This window comes from Kutzneria sp. 744, assembly GCF_000568255.1.
Taxonomy (GTDB): domain Bacteria; phylum Actinomycetota; class Actinomycetes; order Mycobacteriales; family Pseudonocardiaceae; genus Kutzneria.
Window position 1 is genome coordinate 11,514,605 of sequence record NZ_KK037166.1, and the last position, 22,330, is coordinate 11,536,934.

Annotated in this window: 20 protein-coding genes and 1 pseudogene; 13 read left to right on the top strand and 8 right to left on the bottom strand. The window is 67.7% G+C overall.

Translation table 11 applies throughout. From position 1 onward, the window contains the following. Positions 1-446: 446 nt before the first annotated feature. Together KUTG_RS52055 and KUTG_RS52065 are read right to left on the bottom strand one after the other, a co-directional pair. Positions 447-2,045 carry a hypothetical protein gene (locus tag KUTG_RS52055; RefSeq protein ID WP_043727606.1) on the bottom strand — a complete coding sequence of 533 codons (1,599 nt, stop codon included), beginning with the start codon at positions 2,043-2,045 and terminating at the stop codon, positions 447-449. 560 nt (positions 2,046-2,605) lie between these two features. Beyond that, complete coding sequence (locus KUTG_RS52065) at positions 2,606-3,043, bottom strand: hypothetical protein (protein ID WP_043733807.1); 438 nt, start codon at positions 3,041-3,043, stop codon at positions 2,606-2,608. Positions 3,044-3,316: 273 nt separating this feature from the next. Here KUTG_RS52065 and KUTG_RS52070 point away from each other — a divergent pair, with 273 nt between their 5' ends. The 7 genes and pseudogenes from KUTG_RS52070 (at position 3,317) to KUTG_RS52095 (ending at position 7,695) form a co-directional block, all read left to right on the top strand. After that, positions 3,317-4,693 (top strand): AlbA family DNA-binding domain-containing protein, encoded by a 1,377-nt coding sequence (locus KUTG_RS52070; RefSeq protein ID WP_043727610.1) that lies wholly within the window; start codon positions 3,317-3,319, stop codon positions 4,691-4,693. A gap of 168 nt (positions 4,694-4,861) precedes the next feature. Further along, positions 4,862-5,086: a hypothetical protein gene (locus KUTG_RS52075; protein WP_043727612.1), complete on the top strand. Its 225-nt coding sequence runs from the start codon at positions 4,862-4,864 to the stop codon at positions 5,084-5,086. Positions 5,087-5,422: 336 nt separating this feature from the next. Continuing rightward, positions 5,423-5,827, top strand: a complete 405-nt coding sequence (locus KUTG_RS52080; protein WP_157495453.1) for a hypothetical protein — start codon at positions 5,423-5,425, stop codon at positions 5,825-5,827. Then, a complete protein-coding gene (locus tag KUTG_RS52085) occupies positions 5,827-6,159 on the top strand; it encodes a hypothetical protein (RefSeq protein WP_043727616.1) in 333 nt (110 codons plus the stop codon). Before KUTG_RS52080 ends, KUTG_RS52085 begins: the two co-directional genes overlap by 1 nt. 601 nt (positions 6,160-6,760) lie before the next feature. Further along, positions 6,761-6,904 (top strand): annotated as a pseudogene (locus KUTG_RS66950) (MucR family transcriptional regulator); the annotation flags it as partial. Positions 6,905-6,949: 45 nt separating this feature from the next. Then, the gene (locus tag KUTG_RS65010; protein WP_052396471.1) at positions 6,950-7,258 is read left to right on the top strand and encodes a hypothetical protein; all 309 of its coding nucleotides are present in this window, start codon (positions 6,950-6,952) and stop codon (positions 7,256-7,258) included. A gap of 230 nt (positions 7,259-7,488) precedes the next feature. Then, on the top strand, positions 7,489-7,695 hold the full coding sequence (locus KUTG_RS52095) for a hypothetical protein (protein WP_157495455.1): 207 nt from the start codon (positions 7,489-7,491) through the stop codon (positions 7,693-7,695). A 547-nt stretch (positions 7,696-8,242) separates the two neighbouring features. Here KUTG_RS52095 and KUTG_RS52100 read toward each other — a convergent pair. The 5 genes from KUTG_RS52100 to KUTG_RS52120 form a co-directional block, all read right to left on the bottom strand. Next, a complete protein-coding gene (locus KUTG_RS52100) occupies positions 8,243-9,475 on the bottom strand; it encodes a pentapeptide repeat-containing protein (RefSeq protein WP_232241397.1) in 1,233 nt (410 codons plus the stop codon). A gap of 306 nt (positions 9,476-9,781) precedes the next feature. Further along, positions 9,782-10,198, bottom strand: a complete 417-nt coding sequence (locus KUTG_RS52105; protein ID WP_084580870.1) for a hypothetical protein — start codon at positions 10,196-10,198, stop codon at positions 9,782-9,784. 233 nt (positions 10,199-10,431) lie between these two features. Further along, a complete protein-coding gene (locus KUTG_RS52110; RefSeq protein ID WP_043727622.1) occupies positions 10,432-14,421 on the bottom strand; it encodes an NACHT domain-containing protein in 3,990 nt (1,329 codons plus the stop codon). Next, a complete protein-coding gene (locus KUTG_RS52115; RefSeq protein WP_157495456.1) occupies positions 14,408-14,806 on the bottom strand; it encodes a DUF6375 family protein in 399 nt (132 codons plus the stop codon). Before KUTG_RS52115 ends, KUTG_RS52110 begins: the two co-directional genes overlap by 14 nt. Before the next feature lie 32 nt (positions 14,807-14,838). Further along, complete coding sequence (locus KUTG_RS52120) at positions 14,839-15,738, bottom strand: radical SAM protein (RefSeq protein WP_043727626.1); 900 nt, start codon at positions 15,736-15,738, stop codon at positions 14,839-14,841. A 399-nt stretch (positions 15,739-16,137) separates the two neighbouring features. Between KUTG_RS52120 and KUTG_RS60300 the strand changes: the two genes are divergently transcribed. The 6 genes from KUTG_RS60300 (at position 16,138) to KUTG_RS52145 (ending at position 21,226) form a co-directional block, all read left to right on the top strand. Continuing rightward, positions 16,138-16,281, top strand: a complete 144-nt coding sequence (locus tag KUTG_RS60300; protein ID WP_157495457.1) for a hypothetical protein — start codon at positions 16,138-16,140, stop codon at positions 16,279-16,281. Between the two features lie 168 nt (positions 16,282-16,449). Next, positions 16,450-17,346, top strand: coding sequence for a pentapeptide repeat-containing protein (locus tag KUTG_RS52125; RefSeq protein ID WP_043727628.1), 897 nt, complete (start codon positions 16,450-16,452; stop codon positions 17,344-17,346). 279 nt (positions 17,347-17,625) lie between these two features. Then, a complete protein-coding gene (locus KUTG_RS57720) occupies positions 17,626-18,354 on the top strand; it encodes a diguanylate cyclase (protein ID WP_198047683.1) in 729 nt (242 codons plus the stop codon). Then, positions 18,284-19,003 carry a hypothetical protein gene (locus KUTG_RS52135; RefSeq protein ID WP_043727631.1) on the top strand — a complete coding sequence of 240 codons (720 nt, stop codon included), beginning with the start codon at positions 18,284-18,286 and terminating at the stop codon, positions 19,001-19,003. Before KUTG_RS57720 ends, KUTG_RS52135 begins: the two co-directional genes overlap by 71 nt. A gap of 533 nt (positions 19,004-19,536) precedes the next feature. Continuing rightward, positions 19,537-20,769: a helix-turn-helix domain-containing protein gene (locus KUTG_RS52140; protein WP_157495458.1), complete on the top strand. Its 1,233-nt coding sequence runs from the start codon at positions 19,537-19,539 to the stop codon at positions 20,767-20,769. A gap of 61 nt (positions 20,770-20,830) precedes the next feature. Beyond that, positions 20,831-21,226 (top strand): hypothetical protein, encoded by a 396-nt coding sequence (locus tag KUTG_RS52145; RefSeq protein ID WP_043727634.1) that lies wholly within the window; start codon positions 20,831-20,833, stop codon positions 21,224-21,226. Between the two features lie 88 nt (positions 21,227-21,314). Here KUTG_RS52145 and KUTG_RS62820 read toward each other — a convergent pair. Continuing rightward, the coding region (locus tag KUTG_RS62820) for a hypothetical protein (protein WP_052396475.1) at positions 21,315-22,330 on the bottom strand (1,016 nt) is incomplete at its 5' end.

Here is a 22,330-nt window from a genome sequence, read left to right on the forward strand (position 1 = left end):
TCTCCCGGGCACAACCACGAGACGCGCCTACCCAGCCACCAGACGCGTGCCCTGTCCCGGTTCTGGCGTGACCATACACGGCACATCGACATCGGCCGAGCAAGTAATCACGTCTGCCACCTGGCGGCCGCCGGGAACGGCGCCGACACGTCGCAGCCAAGGCTCTGGGGGCTGACCTAGACGGTCAGTCCGGCAGCGCCGCCGCGTGCCGGTCGCGGAGGAAATGTCACGAGTTTGAGACTGATCTTGGTGACAGCCCGCTGAGACGAGTTGAGAAACTCCAGGTCGGACAAGATCCACATGTCATGGGCGCCGAGAACCTACACCTACTGTACGGTCTCAAATCTCGCTGCACTTTCTCAAAGAGAACTGCACCTGAGCTGCACTTATGCAGCCGATGTGAGACTCGGCCATCCGCGGGCGGAGCCTGCTCGCTTCGTCAGCGGCTAGGCACCGAGCTGCAGGTACGCGTCACTTCCGAACGGGATGATCCGCTGCGGTTCGGCCGCGCTCGCTCGGATGGCTTCGCGCAGCGCGTCGGCCTGGCTGGCGAGCCGGTCCTGCAGGCGAGCCTGGCGCTGCAGCGCCTCGTCGAGGCGTGACTCTGCCTGGTCGACCAGGCCGGCAGCCGTAGCCATGCGCGCCCGCTGCGCGGCCAGGTCGGCTGCCACGGCAGCTCGAATGGCGGCCTGGGCGTCCTCGCCGACCGGTGGAGCGGCCAGTTGGTCGGGGTGATTGAGCTGCAGGAACACCCCTCGTTCCGGCTGGACGCCCCGGACCGTGTTGGCGTACGCCTGCCTCGCCCGGGCACCGGGAGTGTCCGGGGCGACCCGCAGGAACACCTCCCAGTGCACGACGTCGGCGCTGGCGTCGAACTGGAACCACAGGGTGTGCTGCTCGGTGACCAGGGCCAGGATCTGCTCGCGCTCGTAGGTGAAATCATGAGCGGTGAGACTCAAGACGTGAGCACTGCTGCCGCCGCCGTACGCCTGCATTGCCTCCATGACCGCCAGCACGTAGAACCGTACTTCCGCAAAGGGCCGGGCGAGCAACTGAACGTGCTGAGCGGCGGCTCCGAGGGTGATGCGGGAGGATTCCACGGCCGCCTGCTGAGCGGCGAGCGCCTCCTGGACGTGCTCGATCAGTCGGTGGGCCCGCTCGGCGGCCATCGACAATCCCGCCTGCGCCAACAGCAGCGCATCGCCCCCGGTGGCCGGCAGGGGCGGGTGAGGGCCGACGTCCGGCCCAGGCGGAAGGTCGGCGTCTTGGATCGCCTGCACCAGCTGGGTGATGACGTCGTTCAGCGCGCTCAGCCGGTCCACCGGGCTGTTCGGCCGGGCGCACACGGCGGCCGCTACCGTTTCCGTGACGTCGGACAGACCGGCCGCGCGGGCGTCCACCACGAGGCCGGGGGCCAACGCGAACGCCGTCATCAAATGGTCGGTGCGGCCGTGGTGGACGGCCAGCGCCAGATGCAGCTCGGCGCAGGCTGCCAGCGGTTCGATGTACCGCATCAGCACTTCGGCGGACCGCTCGACCTCGTGCAGCCGCCGGTATAGGCCCGCCGCGATCAGCACAGCCGTGGCCGCCATGACCGGGGCCTGGCGGGCGCCGTATTGGGCGCATTGGGCGAACGCCTCGGCCGCACCGGCACCGGCACCGGCGCGTTCCCGCGCCACCGCCAGGTTGAACCACCACGCCGGGTTGTAGCGAAACTGCGCCACCGCGCGCTCCAGGTCGGTGACCGCGTCCTGCAGCCAGCCCTCAGCGAGGGCGTAGGAGCCGTTGCGGAACAGCTCGTCGCCCGCCGTCTGACTCGGGTTGGCGAGCACATGCTCGATCAAGCCCAGGCGCTCGGCGGCCGCCGACAGTTGACCGATGATCGCCGGCAGCGCCTGGTCCGCCACCGCCGCCAACCGAGCCACGTCCCGCGCCACCGCGTCGCCGCCGAAGCGGATGTCCCCGAGAAGATCGACGACGGTCGAGTGCCGCTGCGCGGCCAGCAGGCGGTCGTAATAACGGTCGAGCTCGGTGCGCAGCGTCATGGAACCTCCGGGGCCCTTACCGCTCGTATGTCGTCGATCGCCCGCCCCGTGCTACATCGTGACTACGTTGCCTAGGCTGAGGAAATGTCGCGCGAAATGAGACTGATCATGGTGACATCGCTGTGAGACGAGTCTTGAACCTGCACGTCAAACAAGATCGACATGTCGCCCGCGGCGAGAACCTACACCTACGCATCGAGGGGCGCCTCCGTCATCAGGAGGCGCCCCTCGCGCGCATCGTCAGCTCAGGTTTGGGGTAGCAGACCGCACAGGCCGTACTTTCCCACTGCCCACGTCGTCTTGGCAGTCGATTTCATGGCCATCAAGGCCAGCTTCTCCTTGCCTCGATTCATGTTGGGCCTCCTCACCTGTCGTTCTCCTCGTGCCGCTTCAGGTCGTCGAGCATGTTGGTGCAGATCAGATCGACAAACTTCATGGCGCCAAGAGCGACCAGAGCTACGAGGAAGCAGGTCAGCGTGTTGCCGCCCCCAACCTCAAGCCTCAGCCGACGAGGTCCAAAAATCGTACAGGAACTCCACCAGCACGGCATCCGGATCGGATCAGCGAGTCGCCAGCGGGGGTGAGACCTTCGCGCGCACCACCACGAGGTCGAGCTCGCGGTGGCGAAGAAGCCGTCCACGGCGGTCGGCTGCCAGGTCGGCGGGCTTGATCACGACGAGCCTCAAGCCATGAGCGGGGATTTCCTGGTCTCGGCGCTGGTCGTAGATCTTGCGTTGCAGTCCTCGGTGGACACCGCTGATCGTCATCCGGTGCGGCTTGTCGAAGTGGGGTACCGGCCGGTCGTGCTGGAGTTCGCGGTATTCCACCACCAGGCCGTGGCCGGGCCAGTACGAGTCGACCCTGAGGGTGGCGGTGTGGCCGCGGGCGTCTGGGTCTCCACGCAGCCACTCGAAACGTGCTTGGCGCTTCCCGGCCTCCTGCAACACCTCGTCGCACAGGTCGAGCACGTAGTACTCGTCGCTGTTCTCACGGCCCATGCTGGCCATGGTGCACGCCCGACGTGCTCGACCGGGGCGCGCCCTCGCCGGACGCGGCCGATCAGTGGCCAGCCGGATACCCTCCCTGCAAGCCGCGTTGCAGCTTGCCGGTCAGCTCCAGCACGAGTTCGGGGATGCCAGTGCGCGTGGCGGCGGCGGGGTCGGGCAGCGCCGACCAGTGGTCCAGGCTTCGGGTCCAAGCGTCGGCCTGGCCCAGGCCGTAGCCCAGGGTGCCGGGCGACGTCGCGCACCGCCATGCGCGGGCGGTAGGAGATGACGTTGGCGACCAGGGCGGCGTTGCCCTCCGCCAGCACCGGCAATCCGTTCGCCGCGCGCGGGCCGGTACTCGATGATGGCGGCATGACCGACCCGACGCCGCCGACGCTGTACCTGGGGCCGGCCGTGCCCCGGTGGCAGCCGCGCACCATCGCCGACATTCGGACCGTGCTCGCGGACGGCCTGCTGGCCGAACGGCATTGGCTGGACGCCAAGCGGGAGATCAGCACGGGCTCGGGCAAGAAGGACGCGAAGAAGGAGCTGGCGCGCGACGTCGCCTCGTTCGCCAACGACGGCGGCGTGCTCATCATCGGCATCGACGAGGACAAGACGACCGGCACGTTCACTCTCGCCTCGCAGTCGCTCGACGGCCTGGCCGAGACCGTCGAACAGATCGTCGGCCACCATTGCGACCCGCCGGTGTTCGTGCAGTGCCACCGGATCGTCGATCCGAACGACCCCATCGGACCGAATCGGGGCGTCATGATCGTGGAGGTCCCACCCAGCCCGCTGGCCCCGCACATGGTCGATGGCAAGTACTTCGGCCGCGCGGACACGCTCAAGCGCGTCCTGCCCGACGCCGACGTCGAGCGGCTGCACGTCATTCGCCGCGCCCGGCAGGTCACCGCCGAGGAACTGATCGACCGGGAGATCGACCGCGACCCGGCGCCGGCCGACGAGCGGGACGGGGTTCGGCTCTACGTGGTGGCCCGGCCGATGTCCAGTCCGCCGGAGCTGCTCACCGAACACTTTGTCACCGGCGCTCTCACCACGGTGATCCACGCCGCGCGGGCCACGGGTGAGGACGACAGGTGGCCGCGCGGTGGCTATGTCGATCCGCGTGCGCGCGGGATCGGTTGGCCGTCGCGGAACCTGCGGGGGCGGCGGCAGGCCGGGAAGTCCCACGGAGACTCGGACCTGGAGGTGCACGACGACGGCACCATCACCTTTTTCGCCGACACCCTGTCCGGGTCGATGAACCCGAGCCACCGGCAGCAGCATTTCGTCCGGTTGGAGGCGGTGCTGGGGCTGGTCCGCAGCGTGGTGCAGTTCGCCGGCGAGATCGGCGCCCGGTTCGGCTACGCCGGCCAGTGGCAGCTCGCGGTCGGCGTGACCGGTCTGCGCGGCCTGCCGGCCGCCATCGTGACCCGCAGGCACGATTTCGTCGACTTCACCGAGCTGGCCACCTTCAGCGAGCTCCGCTACACCGCCGGCACGACGGCCGTCACCGGCGAGCTCACCACGGCCGCGGCCGCGGTCACCCGGCGGCTGATGATGCGGTTCGCCCGCGCCTTCGACCTGCTCAACCGCGTCGAGACCGACGACTACCTCGGACGCCCACGCCAGCAGGCACAGGAGGAGCGCGATGCCTGACGTGGTGTCCGTGGCCGACGTTGTGCAGCTGGCCGGCGACGACCCGTTGCTGGCCTGGGCTGCTGCCGGTCGCGAGCACGCCGGTTGGGTGCTAGCGATGTTCCATCCACGTCCTGGCCGAACACGGCCCGGCGATCCGGGTCACCGGCGTATGCCGAGCTAATCGGCGTGGTCTGCGCACTCCGGCCCGACCTGGCGCTGTCCGACACCTATGGCCAGCTCGACCGCGCCTTGCTGCTGCGCCTGCACACCGCCGGCGTCCCGCTCGGCCAGGCCGGCATGCCGTTGGCCGCCGCCCGCTACCTGCTCACCGCCGACCCACCCGACACGGGCGCGAAGGACGACCGGCAGCAGCGGCTTCGGGATGAGCTGCCCCGAGGATACCTTCCGTGAGCTGTACCTGGTCCAAGGCTGGTCGCTGTCGCAGGCGGTGGCCACCTTCTTGATCCGGGAGCGGTCGACCTGGTAGCTCGTGCACCGCTCGCCGGTGGCGCCGCACGCCATCACCGGCCTCACCGCCGGTGGCCGCATGATCGCCGCGGCGATCGCTGAAGTCCTCGCACAGCAGCCCGCACTCGTGCGCTGAGGCGCCAACACCGTCCCGAGCGGCTACGCGGCATACACGACCACTCGACAGGGACTCCTGCGGCGAACACTGCCTCCGACGGCCACCAAGGTCTGTATAGCCCCCTCTATGCAAAGCCTATCCGGTGGTGCATAGTGGGGCCTATGCAGACCTCGCCTATGGTCGACCGGGTCGACGCTCTCATCGAGCACGCCACGGGCATCTTCAACGCGCCCAACAGCGTCGTCGATCGCGACAAGTACGCGGCGCTGATGAGCGACATGGCCGAACGCGGGTGGCAGGGGCCACCGCTGCTGGTCGACGGCGAGAACGCCTTCACCGGCTCCCACCGCATCGCGGCGGTGTCCGACTTGTGGAACCGCGAGCGCATCACGGTCGAGATCCCCTACGTGCAGGTCGCCGACCTGTGCGCGGAGTTCGACATCGACTTCGACGCCCTGGTGGAGGACTGGGTCGCCGGCTCCGGCGACATGCTCGACCTGTCGGACCGCCTGACCGAGCTGCTACCGGCCGAGGTCGTGGCCTATCTGGGAATGGACCTGCACTGATGGCCGACGACACCGTCCACGCCAGCGCCGAGGACGGCTACGGCGTCGAGGAGCACGAGGTCTTGGCGGTCCTGGCAACGCTGGTCGGCGACCGCGACGGCGAAGACCCGTCCTGGTGGTTCACCCACCTGAGCAGCCGTCGCGCCCTGTTGCTGGAAGTCGCCGGCCGCGTCGCCGACATGACCGCGCACACCGCCGCCGAGATCTATCAGGACATGGGCGACAATAGGTCCTACGCCAAGCTCGGCGCCGCGCTGAACCTTTCCCGGTCTCGTGCCCAACAGCTGGTCGAGCGCGCCCGCGCCAGCACCGACACCCGCCCGGCCGAGTAGAGGTGGGCTGCTCTGTCGAGGGCTGCCGCAGGGCCTTGTGCGCTCGGGCCTGTGCCATTCGCACTATCAGCGCTGGTGGCAGACCGGGAGTCTGCCGCGGTATGCCCACGTGTGCCTGATCCCCGGCTGCGAGGAGAAAGCCGCCTCTCGCCGGTTGTGCAGCAGGCACTACCACCGCTGGCGACGCACCGGCGACCCGGGCGAAGCGTTCTCCACCTACGGCCGCAGCGGCTGTCAGATCGATGGATGCGCCAAACCCCACCGGGCGTGGGGGTACTGCGCGACGCACTACAAACGGTTCGCCGAGTCCGACCGGGCCGTGTGCCGTCGTTCGGAATGCGACGGCCCTATCGCCGGCCGAGGGCTATGCAGGAACCACTACCAGCAGCTGTGGTCGTGGGGGCTGATCCCGCGGCGGGAGCAGCTCCCGGCTCACGTAGTCCAGGGTGATGACGCGTCGGCGAGAACCGCGGTCGGCGCAGGTCCAAGGCCGGCGCGCCGGCACAAGGCGCCAGGCGGATCGCTCGCTTCCGGCCGGGGCGACGGCGAACCGGTGCGGCCTCAGCCAGACCCGGCGTTGGCCGCAGCTACAGCGCCGGGCGTGCAACCGGAATGGGACAGGTGGCTGCTGTGCTTGGACTGTGGGTGCTGGGCGCGACTGCTGCACCCACACCTCCGCGGCCATGACACCAGCAGCGCCGACTATCGGCGTCAACACGGCCTGAAACTCAACCATCCCCTGGCAGCCGTAGATATTCGAGCTGGCTACGCGGACCGTGCTCGTGCTCGCATGGCGGCCGACCCGCACTGGTGGACCACCAACTTCGATCATCCGCCAGACCAACGCGAGCAGTTCGCGGCCCTCGGACGGGAGAGGTCCACGGCGACGTCGGCCCGTCCAGAGCGCCGCACAACCAACCAAGCCAGTGGGCGCCGAATCGGCGAACAGCAAGCCCAGCAGCGTAGGGACGTTCTCGACCAACGGGCCCGGGAACTCGGTCATGCCGACCTGCATGACCTTCTCATCACGCTCCATTCCGCCTCGAACACCGAACCGGCGGCCCTGCTGGGCATGACGCTGGGAGCGGCCGGCCAGTAGCGACGACGCCTGTGCGGCGTCACGTCGGACAAATTCGAGGCCCGACAACGGGTACGACAACAAGCGCTTGACACCAAGGCGCATGCCGTTGGCTACACCGACTTTGTGACCCTGATCGATGCGACCCGCGACGAGGCGGTCAGGCCGCTCGCGCGCCGCACCGGCCTGTCTGTGAACACGATCAAAAAGCACCGCTCGAATGGACATGTGACCACGTGAAGCACAGGTACGTGAAGAAGTTGTGGAACCCGACGACCGCTAGTTGGGACACCGTCGACGTCGTCGAGCGCGACGAGATGTTGTCGTTCGACCAGATCGGCATCAGCGCCGAGGATGTAGGCGGTGAGCCCGGAGAGCAGCTGCTGGCCGAGTTGGTGATGATCGACGAAGAGGACACCGAGCGGGTGGTCGAGATGGGCGTCGTGGAAGCGGAGTGAGCAACACCGTCACCATCGGCCGGTTCCTATCGAACGGCACGTCGGCAGTGTCCGCCGCCGCTGGCTGACCCGCAAGCGGCGCGATCGTGGCGGGATGTCCGGAGATGCTGGCGCCCAGCTCCCGCCCCGACTCGCCACTCGGGTCAACGACGAGATGCGACGAACCTTGAGACTGATCATGGTGCGGTCGCACTGAGACCGGCAAGGAAAGCCCAGGTCGCACAAGATCCACATGTTCGACTGCGCGGGAACCTACAGAGGAGGGGCCTCGCTGGTACGGCAGATGGTCTGGCAGACTCGGCGGTGGTGTCGAGCAGGCGCGTGGCAGGCCGTGGGTCGCCGTCGGGTTCTTATCAGCCCGCTGCTCCACTCAGCCCCAGCACGAAAGTGTTGGGGCTGAGTCGTTTCTCCGCTCGTGCGTTGTACGAAACAGCGCCTGCGTCCCCACGGAGGCGGGTCGGACATCGGCCGTGCGCTCCCCAGCAGCACGGTCCGACCTGCCGTTGGACGCTGACAGCGCGTGGCGTGCTCGGCCACAGCAGCGGACCTATCCCGCGTCTGGGCGTACCGCGCTCGGCGGCACCACCGGCTCTGCGCTGGCCTCGTCACGCCCAACAACGGACCAGACACCGGTTCCTGTCGGAAGCTCGTCTTCGACATCCCACAAGCGGTCAAACGATGGCTGAGGCATCGGCTCGTCCGCGCCCAGTGGCCGCTCGGTCCAGCCGGTCGGCCACAGCCGGGGTGCGCCGGCGTTGGTCTTGTAGTTGGTAAGGGCCCGGGCAGCGGTGAGGTCGATGCCGCCGGGGACTGTGATGTCCGTGAAGCTGGCCATCCCGCTGAACGTGGTGCCGGCGAAGTTGGCTTGTTGCGGGCCGAAGTCCGCATGCGTGAACTGGGTGGTCGAGCCGAACCACGCATTCGGGAAGGACGCCGCTCCGTCCTCGAACCGTGTGTACGCGAAGTTCGCGAAGAACCTGAAGCGGGCGCCGCCGAACAAGCCTCCACCGATGAGCCGTGCGTGCCGGAAGTCCGCGCTCGCCATCGCCGCGCAGTTCATCTCGAAGTCAACAAGGGTCGCGCCAGCGAGATCCAGATCCATGCCAGGCCAGAAGGCTCCGTCGAGGTGGTTCAGGCCGGGCCACTGGCCGTCGAACGCGTCGGCGAACCAGGCGTAGGAGTGGCCGTTGGCGCACAGGTGGCTGCGGAGGACGAGTTGGATCGTTTTGCGGACCAGCAGTTCCTCGTCGTTGCCTTGCACACGGCCGGCCGGTCCAGCGATCCGCAAGCTGCGCGATCCGATGCGGGAGGAACCACGCTGCTCTGGGCGGCGAAGCGTTGGCTCGAATGGCATCCTCAGGTACGCGCACAGCAGGTTTACGACCATCTGCCGCTGGTCGGGGTTGTCCTGCGCGAGGCGTTCCAACGCGTAGACGCCGGCCAACCGGACCGGGGCCTTGTCGGAGCCGAGCTGGTCGGCTGCCTTGGCGTAGAGGTCGATGGTCCGGCGTTCCCGGGCGTCGGCCTCGGTGGCGGCCGCAACGCGCTCCAGGTGAGTGCGGGTGTCGGCGGCCTGTTGCTGCTGGAACGCGAACTGCTGCTCGGCGTGGTGCTGGTCGACAGCCTTCTGGTTGAGCCCGATCTCGCCGGTCTGCTGTCGGCGAGCGGTCAGCCACAGCGCGGCGGCACCGCCGGTGCCGAGCACGACCGTGCCGGCAGTTTTGATGGCGTCGAGCTGGTCGGCGTGCTGTCCGTTGCCGAACACGACCAGCAGCGCCACCGCGAGGCCGACGCCGATGGTGATCAGCCCGATGGCCGCCCACCGGATCACGCGGTTGGACAGCACCGGGTAGGTCGCCGGCGCGGCGGGTGAGCTCGGCACCGTGCCGGTAGTGTGCTCGGGCTCCGGGACGGTCTCGCTGCCGGAGTGCGCCGCGGGTTGCGCGGTTGGTGTCGTCTGCTCGGCCGCCATCAGTTGCCCCCAGGTAGTTGCTGGTGCGCAGCTTTCTGACGGTAGCGATCAGTCGCTCCTCCACGGGGAAGGTTTGCGCCAGCATGTCTCCCGGTCAACGGTCAGGCCAAAACCCTATCTACATGCGGCACAGTCGTCCTTGTCCCACTGCACCACCGTCCGGTCCGTCATCGCGGCCCGCTCGACCGGCACGACCTCGCTGACCGGCCGGTCGGTGATCACCATTCCGCCCGGGTGGATCCCCAGATGCCGCGGCGCGGCCTGCAGCTCGCCGGCCAGCTCCAGCACCAACTCCGGCACCTCGATGCCGTCCGCGGCGGCCTGCTCCGGGGTGGGCAGCGGTCCCCGCCCGAGCTGCTGGATCCAGCTGTCGGCCTGCCCGGCGTCGTGTCCGAGCGCCCGGGCCACATCACGGATCGCTAAGCGCTGTTGGTAGGAGATCACCGTGGCCACCAGCGCGGCGTGCCGGCGCCCGTAGGTGCCGTAGACGTACTGGATCACCAGCTCCCGGCGGCCGGCCTCGATGTCCAGATCTTCACCGGACTACGCGGGCCGGAGAATCCGCCCGGTAGGGTCTCGGTGATCTTGTCACTGCACATCCCGGCTGACCAGCGGAATGACAGGTCTGTTGAGACCGAGGTCGCCAGTTGCTCACTGAAGTTGGCACTTTTCGACGGGCGCAGGTCATGCCGCTGAACTACCAGTCTGCGGCATAGCGTACGTCTTGCTATCCGGAACCCTCCGGGGCGGCTCACTGCACGGCGCTAATCCGCCCCAAGCATTCGGATGTGCCGCCATATGTGGGCGTAGCTGCGGTGCACCGCGCGCATCCAGGAAGGAACAGAGTGCCAGTCGGCGGCAACCTCTCGCTCGCCCCAAGCCACTTGCATGATCCGGCGATCACCGACGAAGCTCTCGACGAGATCGCGGCGCAGGTAGAGCAGGTGGCCGCGCCAGGGCTTGTCCGCGCGGAAGACTGCGGAGGCGCGTCGGCCGTCCAGGCCCACGAGGTCGACGGTGCCGGGCAATTGGCGCAGGCCGAACCGGGCGGCGAACTCGAACGACGGCACGTCGTAGCCCCCGCCGAGCCCGATCTCTGAAGTGCTGCCGGGGGAGAAGTCCACGGCGACCTGGCCGAACTCGATGCCGTCGTCCTGCCAGTCGCCACGCAGCGCTCGGTGTGGGAAGTCACCCAGGGCATCGTCGTCGAACCTCAGCTCGAACCGGGGGCTCCAAGGCATCTCAGCGGCCAGCACGTCGCGGACCGTCGGCAGCTCAGGAAAGAAATGGTTTCCCGGATACTGGCGCTCGCTGGCGAGCTGCCGAGCGGGTTCCACGTCCTCCGGCTTCAGCAGGAGAGTGCGGAAGAACCCGAACACCGTCCGCCCGTCGTGGCGGTGGTCCAGGTATCCCTCGACCAGAAGCCAGCCGCCGTCCACTCCGTGGATCTCCTCAGGTGACCACAGATGGTCCGGGACAGCCACCGTCCCCGAGGTAAGCCAAGTCTGGTCGTCGGTCGGCTCCATAGGCGCCCACAGCGGAAGGGACATGGGTGCTACCGGGGGCGTGGCGGGGAAGGTCGGGTCGATGTCAGGCATCCAACGTTCTGCGTCCCCGAGAGGGGCCGGTGCGCGGCCGGCGTCCACGAGGCGGCCGACCATTTCGCGGTAGCCGATCCAGCCGTACTTCTTGCCGTACCGCTCTACCCTCCTTTTGGTGCTGTAGGGCCGCTCCGCGTTCGCGGCAATGGATCGGTCGACGCTGCCGAATTCCTTCTCGCGCCAGCCTAGTTCCCAGACGCGAGCCATGACCTCAGCGCGGGCCCTGCGGTAGTCGGCGTGGTTGAAGTCGTAGTTGTCCCTGCCGTTGATGGCGGCCCCGATGATGTAGTTCTCGAAGTCGATGCCGAAGGTGCGGTCGCATTCGTCGGCGTTGGGGTCGTCGTCCTCCATCACCTCAGCGGGCGCAACTGCGGCGAACCTCGGCGCGAAGGCATCGACACCGTCCGGGATGGCGGCGGGGTGGAGAGCGCCAGCGAATTCATAGGTGGCCCGTACGTAGCCGCGCAGTTGCTCGTTCGAGGTGGGTGTGGTCCCGCCGGCCAGGAAGTGGTCGCGCAGCTGCACCAGCCAGTCCCGCAGGGCGCGTTCGAGCGGTCCGCCAGGATCGGGCATCTGGTGGGTGCTAGCCGCCCCGAACGCTGCGGCGACGATGCGTTCGACGACGTAGGGGTCGTCGACGTCGAGCATCCGGGCGGCGAGGTCGAACAGCCGCTTGGGTTCTGGCTGGCCGTAGCGCTGGAGGGCTTTCGTCGCCAGGTCCCGCATGATCGAGTCCGTGGAAGTCAGCAGCCAGGCGATGGCCAGCGCGTCCAGGTCGTCGCTCTCGGCGCGATTGCTGCTTCCGGACCACCTGTGGATCGCTCGTTCCAGGTCTGCTGTCAGCCGACCTGGGGCCTGGCCTCGAGCCCATTCGGTCCAGCGCAGGTCACGTTCGGGAACGGACAGCTGGCGCAGGACGCGGTCGAGGAATACGGCATTCAGGCGGTGTGGGGCGGACCTGCGGATCTCCCACAGACGGCCGAATGCTGGTCGGCCCTTGCTCTTGCTGGGATGCGCGGTAACGAGCGCGGTAGCGAGCGCGTCGACAGTCTCGTTGTCGAGGAAGTCCGACTCGGTGGTGAGTTCCTGGGCGAGAACCAACGAACGGTGCTCATCCGGGGCGACGCGCCACAGGTGTTGCCGGGTGAAGCGGCGTGGCAGCAGCGAGATGAGACCGATGAGGATGTCCTCGCCGAGGGGGTGTGCTTGGTCGCCCAGGAGGGACTGCCAGAGAGCCGTCTCCGCGAGCTGCTCATTGACCTCCGCAGGGGGAATACGCACCAGAATCGCGTCGGCGATCAAGTATCCAGCGAGGCGGTCAAAAACGAAGCCGCACTCAGTGTCGTCGGAACCCTTGATCTCCTCGCGGAAGATCACTCCTTCCTCTACGAGTCGCCGGAGCAGGCTTTCGTCCCAGTTCGGCTGGTCGGTGTCGAGGATTCTTCGCGTTTCGTCGAAGTGAATCCGACGGACGTTGTGTGTCCACAGGTGTCTCGCCAGAGCGGCGAGGCGGTGCTGGATCTGGTCGGCCGGCACCGGGATGCGGGCCGGGTCCTGGGCCAGCCGCTCGACCACGCCCTCGCGGTACAGTTCGAAGACGCCGATGAGGGAATGAGGCAGTGCCTCCACGCCCACAGGCGCTCGGCGGTCGTGGTTCGCGGCCTCGCAGTACATGCGCACGAACAGCGGGTTGTGAAACTCTCCGATCGGTAGCCAGGCGTCGGCCGGGTTGATCAGATAGTCGCGGAAGTAGACGCGGAGGATGTCGTCGACTTCCGCACGCTGCCACTCCAGTTCCAGTGGCACCGTGTCCTTCGGGAGAGCCTGGTCGGCGAGTGGTTCGCGGAGGGTGACGATCACCGCCACGTGAGGGTAGCCGCCCAGGGCCGGTGCCAATCCCGCTAGCAGTGTCCTCCATTCCGAGGGCCGCTCAGCTTCGTTCAGGCCGTCGATGATCAACGGTATCCGGCAGCCGGCGCGGTTGCCGGCTGAGTTGAGCGCTTCGAGGAGGTCCTCGAAGTGGTCGACCTTCAGTCCGGGGATCCGTCGCGCGAGGTCGTCGAGGGTCTTGCCAGCGCGCAGGTTTCCGCCCTGGATGAAGACTCCTGCCGTGAGCTGGTCGTTAGGTGAGGTCGTCTGCGCGGCGAGGTGCGTCTTGCCCTGTCCCGCGGCGGCGATGACGGCGAGCAGGGGGGCTTCGGTGTCTGCCCGCGTGTCGTGCAGCCAATGGACGATGTCGCGGATCTCCGCGCCGAGACCGGTGACGAGCAGCGCCTCGGGCAGGCGACGTTGCCTTAGTTTGAGCACCAGGCGTCGCAGCGTGCGGGGAGAGGTTGCGGGTGGCCGCTGTTCGGCGAGGCGATCGCGGACTTCCCAGGGCCGGAGGTTCCTCCCGGCGTCGAGGACCTCCCGCAGGTCGTCGACGAACCGGTCCAGGTCGTCGGCAATCTCGGCGGCGTCTTGGCGGAAGGTGGTGTCCAGACCGTCAAGGGCTGCGCGCAGTGCCTGGATCCGAGCTGCGATGTCGTCTGTGCGCTGCTCCAGCCACTCGAACGACGCCGGGCGCAACAAGGCCCGGTCGATGCGGTGCTCCACGTGGTGAGAGGTGTGCAGCCGTGGCGTCCACCGTGCCTCGACGGGCGCAACAGATCGCTTGTGGGCTTGCGCCAGTACGTCTGCGGTGAGGGCGAGTTCGCCGAAGAAGGTGGAGCGGAGCTCATCGTGTCCGGCGAGTTCTGCGTCGTAGTTCTCGGTGGACCAGAGTTTGACGCTGACGCCCTGCCCACCGTGTCCGTCGATCCACTCCTCGTCGTTCTTCGCGGGCCGTTGTGGAAGGCAGAGCACGAAGTCGGTCAGGCCGGCGACGTGCTTGATCGCTTTGGAGAGCGAGTCCTCGATCTGATCACGCTGGCCCACTGTCAGGCGGTTCTTGCTGTCGAGGATGAACCACTTGCACGACCAACCAAATACCCGGCCGGGATCACCCAGGACACCGGCGTGGTCTACACGCAGGTAGAACTCGACGCCGGGCTGGTTCCGGCGCTCCCGCATTGTGCCCAGCGCGCCGTAGCGGCGGGACACGATAGCCCGCGTGAGCGCTTCGAAGTTCTTGTCGGCGGCGCCGGGCAGGCGCGCCAGATCAGTCAGATCCACCGTCGCTCCGGTTGCTTGCATTCGGCCGCGCGATCGCGTCCTCGTCCCATTCGTGGCGGGAGTAGACCTCGACCCTCGCGCCGTAGTGGAGAAGCACCTTCAGGAATCCCTGAACGTCGGACTCGTCGGTCCAGATCCGGACCGTCTCCGCTGTGCGGGTGACGCTGTGATCGAGTGCGAAGACGTCGACGTCGTGCCGCCCCATGTCGTACAACTTCATCTCGGCCAGCGCTTGGCCGAGTTCGCGAGGCATGCGCTCGTCGGGGCTCCGCCAGTCGTCGTCTGACCACTTGTCCTCAGCAAGGGCCTGCAGGGCCTCCATGCGTTCTTCCGCTGCCTTCGCGCCGGTGATCGTCTGGAATCGGCCGATCAGAACCAGGTTCATCGAGTGCTCCGAGCCGTAGCCGTTCCAGATCCTCATGGTGCCTCCCTCAATGCATGCACAGCTTCCATGATGCGGATTCCGACTGACAATCCCGTGGGCGCGTAGGCGTGAGGGCGCAGGACGCCGGTCGCGTCGATGTGCATATGCGCGTCGAGAGGGTGCTCGCCTGGGATGGCCTCCGCTGTGGGCAGTGCGGCTTCGAGGCCGGTACGGGAGATCGCGAGCCGAACCCCTGTCCTGGCGATCGCGGCCCATTCGACGAGGCGCTGCGCGTCAGCGTCGCTGATCCCCGGAGTTGCCGCGGTCGGCTGCTCCGGCAGAAGCAGAAGTTCGGACGCGCCGACCTTGTCGGAGAACTCGGCGAGGTCATCTAGTTCGCTGACCGTGTCGGCATTGATGACGGCGTTGATGCCGAAAGGGGCGAGGGTGCCGAGCAACCCTGCCGCTTGGACCACAGCCGCGAACCGTCGGCTGCGGAGCCGCTTATAGGTGGTTCCGACCCCGTCGACTGAAAGGCGGACAAAGTGCACGGCCCCGCGCAGGGATTCGACGAGTTTGGGTGTGAGCCGGTGCCCATGGGTCGTGAAGGTCACCGCCATAGACGTGGACTGAGCTATGTCCGAACACAGCTGGGCGAACCTTCGGTATGCGGTCGGTTCCCCTCCTCCGAAGCCGACACCGAGGCACCCGGCGGCATCAAGTTCGACCGCCCATGCCAGCACACGCTCCCTTTCGAGCGCGGCGGCGTGCTTGGGCGCGTAGCAGTACGCGCAGTGGAGCTCGCAGGCGTTGGTCAGCGCGACGGACAGGTACCGGGGAGCACGGGAGAACTGCTCAGCGGGAACAGGTACCTCGTCGAGCAGTACGTTCATCCCGGAGACACGGTCAAACAGGTGAACACCAGCTGCGGACAGGCGAACCTTGCACGTCACCGACAGTATGATGCCACGCCGTCAGCCGCTTGTCCGACGTACCCGTCGAGCTGAGCCTGGGCCGAGGCAAGACGACCTCAAGGAGATACCGTTTCGTGCTGAAAAGCGCATGTCGCACCAAGATCGTCGTTCTCTGGCCCGATGCCGCCACGTCGGTGGCAGAGTGCTCTTCGCGGGAGCACTTCGGAATGAATTACCAGGCATCGAAGGTGTCGCTGACCGTCACATTCTCGATACCGCCGAGCTGTGTCGCCGTACTGTCAACAGGGCCGCACCTGAGGACTGGCTGCAGATACCTACAGATCAAGTGCAAACCTTACGTGTCGTCGGCAGGACCACCAGCACATCGGGGTCACGACCCGTCTGTGGGCCGCCGGCACGGCGAACTACCTCCGCGGCGTGCCCCCGGACGTCGCACTGATGGTCGCCGACCTGCTGCGACATGCCGTTGCCGGGGTCAAACGCGGTGACCTGCCCAACGACACGACGTCCTCCATGCTGCGCCTCGCCTCGAAACTGCAGAGCCTGTGTGCGAGCCAGTAGAACCGTGGCCCTGCCGGTCGGCGCAGTGCCTCACCGGCAGCTCGACGTCACCGGGTTCGCTCGGTGATCACCGGCATGGCCAGGTCGACAGGTTCGGCAGGTGGGCGACGGTGACTCCGGCTGGGGTTGTAGCGCAGGTCGCCGCCGCCCGGCTACAAGCCGGACGCCATGTCGGGCTACCGCGAACAGGACGACAATGAGTCGTCCGCGTTTGGCCTGCTCGGAACAATCCGGGACGTGCATGATCGAGAAGGCGGCAACACCTGGCAGCAGTTCGCCGCGGAGCTTCGGCGGGTGCGCGTGGCGGCGGGGCTCAGCCAGACGACCTACTGGTCGGAGGTGGACGTCGTCGACCTCACCGGCGCCACCCTGATCGACTTCGACTTCGCCAACAGCCACATCGGCGACGTCACCTTCCGGGCGGCGCAATTCCACGGCGAGACCGTGTTCTGCTTTGCCCGTCTCACTAAGGCAGAGTTTGCCGACGCCGAGTTCTTCGGTCCGACTTCATTCCAAAACGCTCGGTTCACCCTTGCCGCTCAGTTCAACCGAGCGCGGTTCAGTGAGGACGTCGTGTTCAGCAAGGTCAGGATCGACGGCAACGGCTCGTTCGAGGAGACCCAGTTCTTCGGTGTGGTCTGGTTCGACGACGCCCGGCTTCCAGATCTCACCTCGCTGAAGTCGACGCGCTTCCACGATCACGCGTCGTTCGAGTCCGCCGAGCTCAGGATGATCTGGCTGCTGGGGGCCCGGTTCTATGGCGGCGCGACATTCCACGGCTCCCAGCTCACCGAGATCAAGACCGATGATCCTCTCGACCCCGCACAGCCGATCTGGGTCGGGTTGGATGTCCCCAATTCGCGACCGTCTTCGTGGCCACCGGGCTACATCGTGCAGCCCGCCATCCATCCACCCGACGAGCCTATAGGCCGGTGGAGCCACCTTGTACGGGCACCGAACAGCAAGAAGTCCACCAACGCCAAGAAGAACGGCGGCGAGCAGCGAGGGGATCCGACCTCGTGCACGGCCGTTCCCACTCCTCCAGGTGATCATCTGTCGTTCTGACTCAGCTTCAGCCTTCGTGAACCGATCTCGAACAGGTCGAGTATGTGCGGATCATGCTGAAGGTGGGGCTGCGGGTTGAGCCTGGCGGTGGTGCGGGACCTGGGCGAGCGGCGGGTGCCGGCGAGCCCGGAGCAGATCGCGGGGTTCGAGGCCGACGTGTTGGCTGGGTTTGTACCCGCCCGAGCCGGCGCGCCAGAGGCGTAGAGCCGGCCTATCGCTGCTGGTCAGGGATATCCGAGGCGTTCTGGTCCGCCCCCGCGATCGGCTGGGTCCGCTGATGTGGACAGTGCCGGAGGCTACGATGTTGTTCGCGACGGCCTCGAGCTGCCTGAAGCTGATCTGTTCAGTCGGCATGGGCGGGGCCAAGGGCTCGGCGGCGATCAACCGGTCGACCGCACGGGCGTCGAATCCCGGCACGCGCACCCACGTCCACTCATCGAATTCCTTGTTGGTCGCCCGCAGCCGGACGAACTCGCTCGCACGGGCGACCCGCGTGTGGTCAGCGTGCGACAGCCACTGGTAGATGGTGTCGGAGATGATCATTGCGGTCTTCGTTCCGCCGTTCGGACGCTCGGCGACGCACCGGCGGGCCAGCAGCCTGAACTGCTCGGCATCCAGCAAGCGGGTGCGGGCGATGACAGCCGGTTCGACGGCGAGGAGTTCGCCGTGCTGTTGCCCGGCGTCGACCGCGAGGGCCTGGCCCCAGCCGCCGAACGCATCCGCGCGGCGGTGGCCGCGCTCGCCCCGGAGATCACCGACCGGGCCGGCGTGACGGCGACGGTGACGACCTTGGTGTCGGTGGGAGCCGGGCTGTATCCGGACCACGCCGGTGAGCTGAGTCAGCTGCTGCTGTGCGTCGACGCCGCGCTGTACGAGGCCAGGGCGGCCGGCCGCAACGGTCCGTGCTCGCCGGCGCCGGCCCTCTACCGTCGTCACCATGAGCGAGGAGCCCGACAGCGTGATCAAGCCCGAGTCTGTGCAGCTGTGGCTGGAGCGGGTACGCCGTGACGTGCCGGAGGTCGATGCCGACCTGGTGCTTCCGATCACGAACATCGACACGGACTACTCGCCCCGGATCGAGGCCACCATGCAGCGCCGCGGCTGGGGAACGGTGTCTGCCGTCGCGACGAACGCCCTGCAGCTGGTCAAGGTCCGGGGCCAGGAGTGGTCGGCCATGTTGTCCGGTGAGGTGACTGCTGAGCAGCTGGAGCTCCTGCGGTGGAACGGGGCCTACGAGAACCACACCGAGCTGCTGGACGAGCTGACCGGCTTTGACGGCAGGTACTGGCGGGTGGTGGTCGACGACATCGGCGACCTCGGTGCCAGGTGGCTCGATCGGTGGGGCAGCGTCGACGCGGATGTGTGGGAGCGAGCGGCGCGGGAGCTGACCGTGGCGCTCGTCCGCCCCGGCCTGCGGCCGGCGGTCGAGGCGTGGCACGACGCGTGGTGGCCGGCGAACCGGGCCTCGTGGACGGACCCCGACGGCGGCCGGCCCAGCATGCGGTACCGGGTTACCCGCGACAACGTCCTGGCGCCGGTTCTGGGCATGGCCGTGATCGTCGGTTCGCTGGTCGCCGTGCTGCCGCAGAGGGACGAGGTCGCCGAGGCAGTGCTGGAGCTGATCAACCGGACGATCGACTTCATACACCAGGGCTGATCCCAGCTTTTGCCCGAGCCCACGCCCAGCGCGGCCGCCGCTCGCCCACCGGGTGCGCACGAGTTCCGGGGATGTACTGCCGACATAGGGTCGGTAGAGATCACCTGGCGGACCTGCTGGAGCAGTACGACACGGCACCGCCTCCCCGACGCCGCAGTGGTGCGAATCCCGCCCATCCATCGCGAACTAGTAGCGCCGACTGAATAGAAAGACCACCGCCGCAGGGTAAGGCGCACCGGACGTCGTATTGACATATGTCAAAACGGTCGTACTTCGTCGCTGAGCACCACCTTCTCCAGCCTCACGAGCTACGGCATGCCCGCAGATGCCGCTGCCGGCACGAGCGGGCCCCAACCAGAGCTCGCGACAGTCAGGGAATAATGCGGTTGAGGGCGGTAGGCCGCCTCCGCGATTCGACAGTTCCTGGCGACGCTGGTGCTGACCATGTCAGGTAACTCGGTGCCAGATCTCAGATTGGGTACCCGCTGCGTACCGTAGAGGCCAACAACCCCCTTACGAGGAGGGACTTCACCGTGACCGCACCCGTCCCAGGCCCCGGCTCGACGATCGGAGCCAATCTCTCCATGCTGCGCGCCTGGCGGCGCACCACGCTTCGCGCCCTGGCGGGCTTGGCCGGGATCTCCTACAGCTACCTCGGAGAGCTGGAACGCGGCGAGAAGATCCCGACGACGGCGATCATCGACGCGCTGGCCGACGCGCTGGGTGTGCAGCCGGACCTGATCACCGGCTCCCCGACGACCAACAGCGCTGTCAGCGCTGGAGCGCGGTTGGCGTTGGACGTGACCCGCGCGATGTTGGAGGACTACGACCTCGGCGACCCGCCGTCCGTCATACCCCGACCATGGCCGAAACTGGCCAGCGACCTCGACCAGCTCAACACCGCCCTGCGCGCCGACTACATCGGGCAGGCTCAGGTGCTGGCGCGGCTGGTGCCGGAGCTGCTGGCCGTCTACTACCTCGGCCACGAGCACGCCCGGGACGCGCTGGTCGGGCTCATGTACAGCTACTACGCCGCCAGTTGCGTCAGCAAAAACTTGGGCGGGGTAGACGGGTGGCCGCAGCTGGCGGCTCAGCGAGCGCGGATCGTGGCCGGTGAGCTGGCCGATCCCGCGTGGATGGCCTATGCCGAGTACGTGCGGGCTTATGCCACCGGCCAGGCGTCGCGCGCCCGCCAGTACGACCGGGTCAACCAGGCCCTGACCACCCTGTATCGCGACACGCGGCTCGCCGACGAGGCCGCCGTCCAGGTCGCAGGCATGCTGCACTTGTCGGCCGCCGGAGCGGCGGTGGCGCTGCGTCGTGCCGATGACGCGCTCACGCACATCACTCACGCCAAGGATCTGTCCGCACGGGTGCCCGAGGTCGGGCCTGGGCTCGGGCACCTGTACTTCACGTCGCACAACGTGGGGATCTGGGAGGTCGGTCTGCAGGTCGACCTCGGCGCGGCCGGCAAGGTCGCCGAACTCGCGCGGCCCGTACATCCCGAGACCATTCCGGCCGCTGATCGGGCCGCCGTGTACTGGATGGACCTCGGACGTGGCCTGGCCGCCGAGAAGACAACCCAGGAACAGGCCGTCAACGCCCTCTGGAAGGCCTACCAGACCGCGCCACAACTGGTACCTGCCAAGCCGTTGGTGCGCGACACGGTCCGATACCTCATGCCACGTGTCGGGGTGAAGCACACGGAGATCGCCAACCGGTTGCGCTACCTCGGCCACCAGCTGGGGTTGGCTCCATCCGGGTGAATCCTGTGGTTTGTGCGCTACTAGCGCACAAACCCTCCGACAGCGTTTTTAGCGTCACCATGTGATCAAGACCGACGAGCCCGCGCTGCGGCAGCGCGACGGCGCCGAAGCTGACCGGGGCGCCACCGGGACCGCCCTGGCCTTCGCGTCGATGCGCGTTGCCGATTTCGCCGCCCATGTCGTCCCTGACCGCGAACAGCCATTGATCGCCGCACGGCTGCGGCCCTCGATGTTCGGCCGCACCGTCAACGGCAAGCACTTCGGGCTGCGGGATATCGCCGTGCATCTTTTTCCTCTACCCACGGCGGAAGTAGTGCCCTCGGCACTGGTTGCGGTGTGTGGGTTCGACCTCCAGCGCGACACCGGTGAGCTGGTGAACGGGTTGGGCAGGATCCCGTGCGAGCAGTGCTTGTTGTCGTGCCCAGCGATCGGTCGCGGTTCCCAGCCGCTCCGGTAACTACCGCAGCCTGAGCGATCCAGATTCCCGCATGACTCCGCCACCCGCGCTGATCACCAGCCCGTGCCGGATCTACCGGCAGTGCACATCACCTGACTCTGTCGATGAATTCCCGCACCGCGGGGGAACGGACGCCGCGCAGATGGTCAGCGACGATACCGACCCGATCCCACGCCCTCGCCGAGTTCACGGTTTCTGCCAGCTCCAGGGCCTCGGTTGCGGTCGCCGCGGCCTGATCGGCCTCCCCAGCCCACACGTACGCGTCGGCCAACCAGGTCAGGTACAGCGATCGCTCCCGCGCGAACGACGCGTCATAGCGGCCCAGCACCGACGACAGCAGCGGTTCGGCCTTCAACGGCCGCCGCAACTCGGTGAAGCATCGCCCGGCCATGACGTCCAGCTCGTCCCGACCCACCCAGTACACCCAGTCCGGGTCCTCCGCGCTGTTTGCCCGGTCCAACGCCTCGTCGGCGGTGTCGAGGGCCCGTTCGGTGCCGTAGGAGTCGCCGGCCCTTGCCGATGCCCACGCGACGCGGTCCGCCAGCAACGCCCGCGTCCGAGGTGTGGCCGTGTGCTGTGCGCCGCGTTCGGCGGAGCGGGCCAGCAGCACCGCGTCGGCCGATTTTCCGACGTTCGCGACCTGGTAGGACATCGACGACAACAGGTTCGCCGCCAGCGGGATGTCCTCAGCGGCGTGGGCGGCGTGCACACCGGTCATGTAGGCCCGCGCCGCGGCCTGGTGCGCTCCCGCGTCGGACAGAGTCCATCCGGCGAGCTGGGCGAGTTCCCCGACGACGACCAAGAGCCGCCGACCGATGTTCTCGGTGTACGAGGCGTCAGCCAGCAGCTGGATCGTGTCGGCCAACTCGGTCTCCACGTCCACGGCGAGGTCCCCGCCGCCCACGTGGTCGTCGAGGCGGCGAAGTTGGATCACGCGTTGTTCGAGTTCGGCGGCGAGGTTTTCGCCGATGCGGCGGCCGGCGTGGGTGGCGACCAGCTGCGGTGGGTCGGTGATCAGCCACTGGTGGGCGAGACGGACGGCGTTGTCGGCGTCCACGGTGGCGTGGGTGAGCATCGCGGACAGTTCAGTGGCGTCGCGCCGGG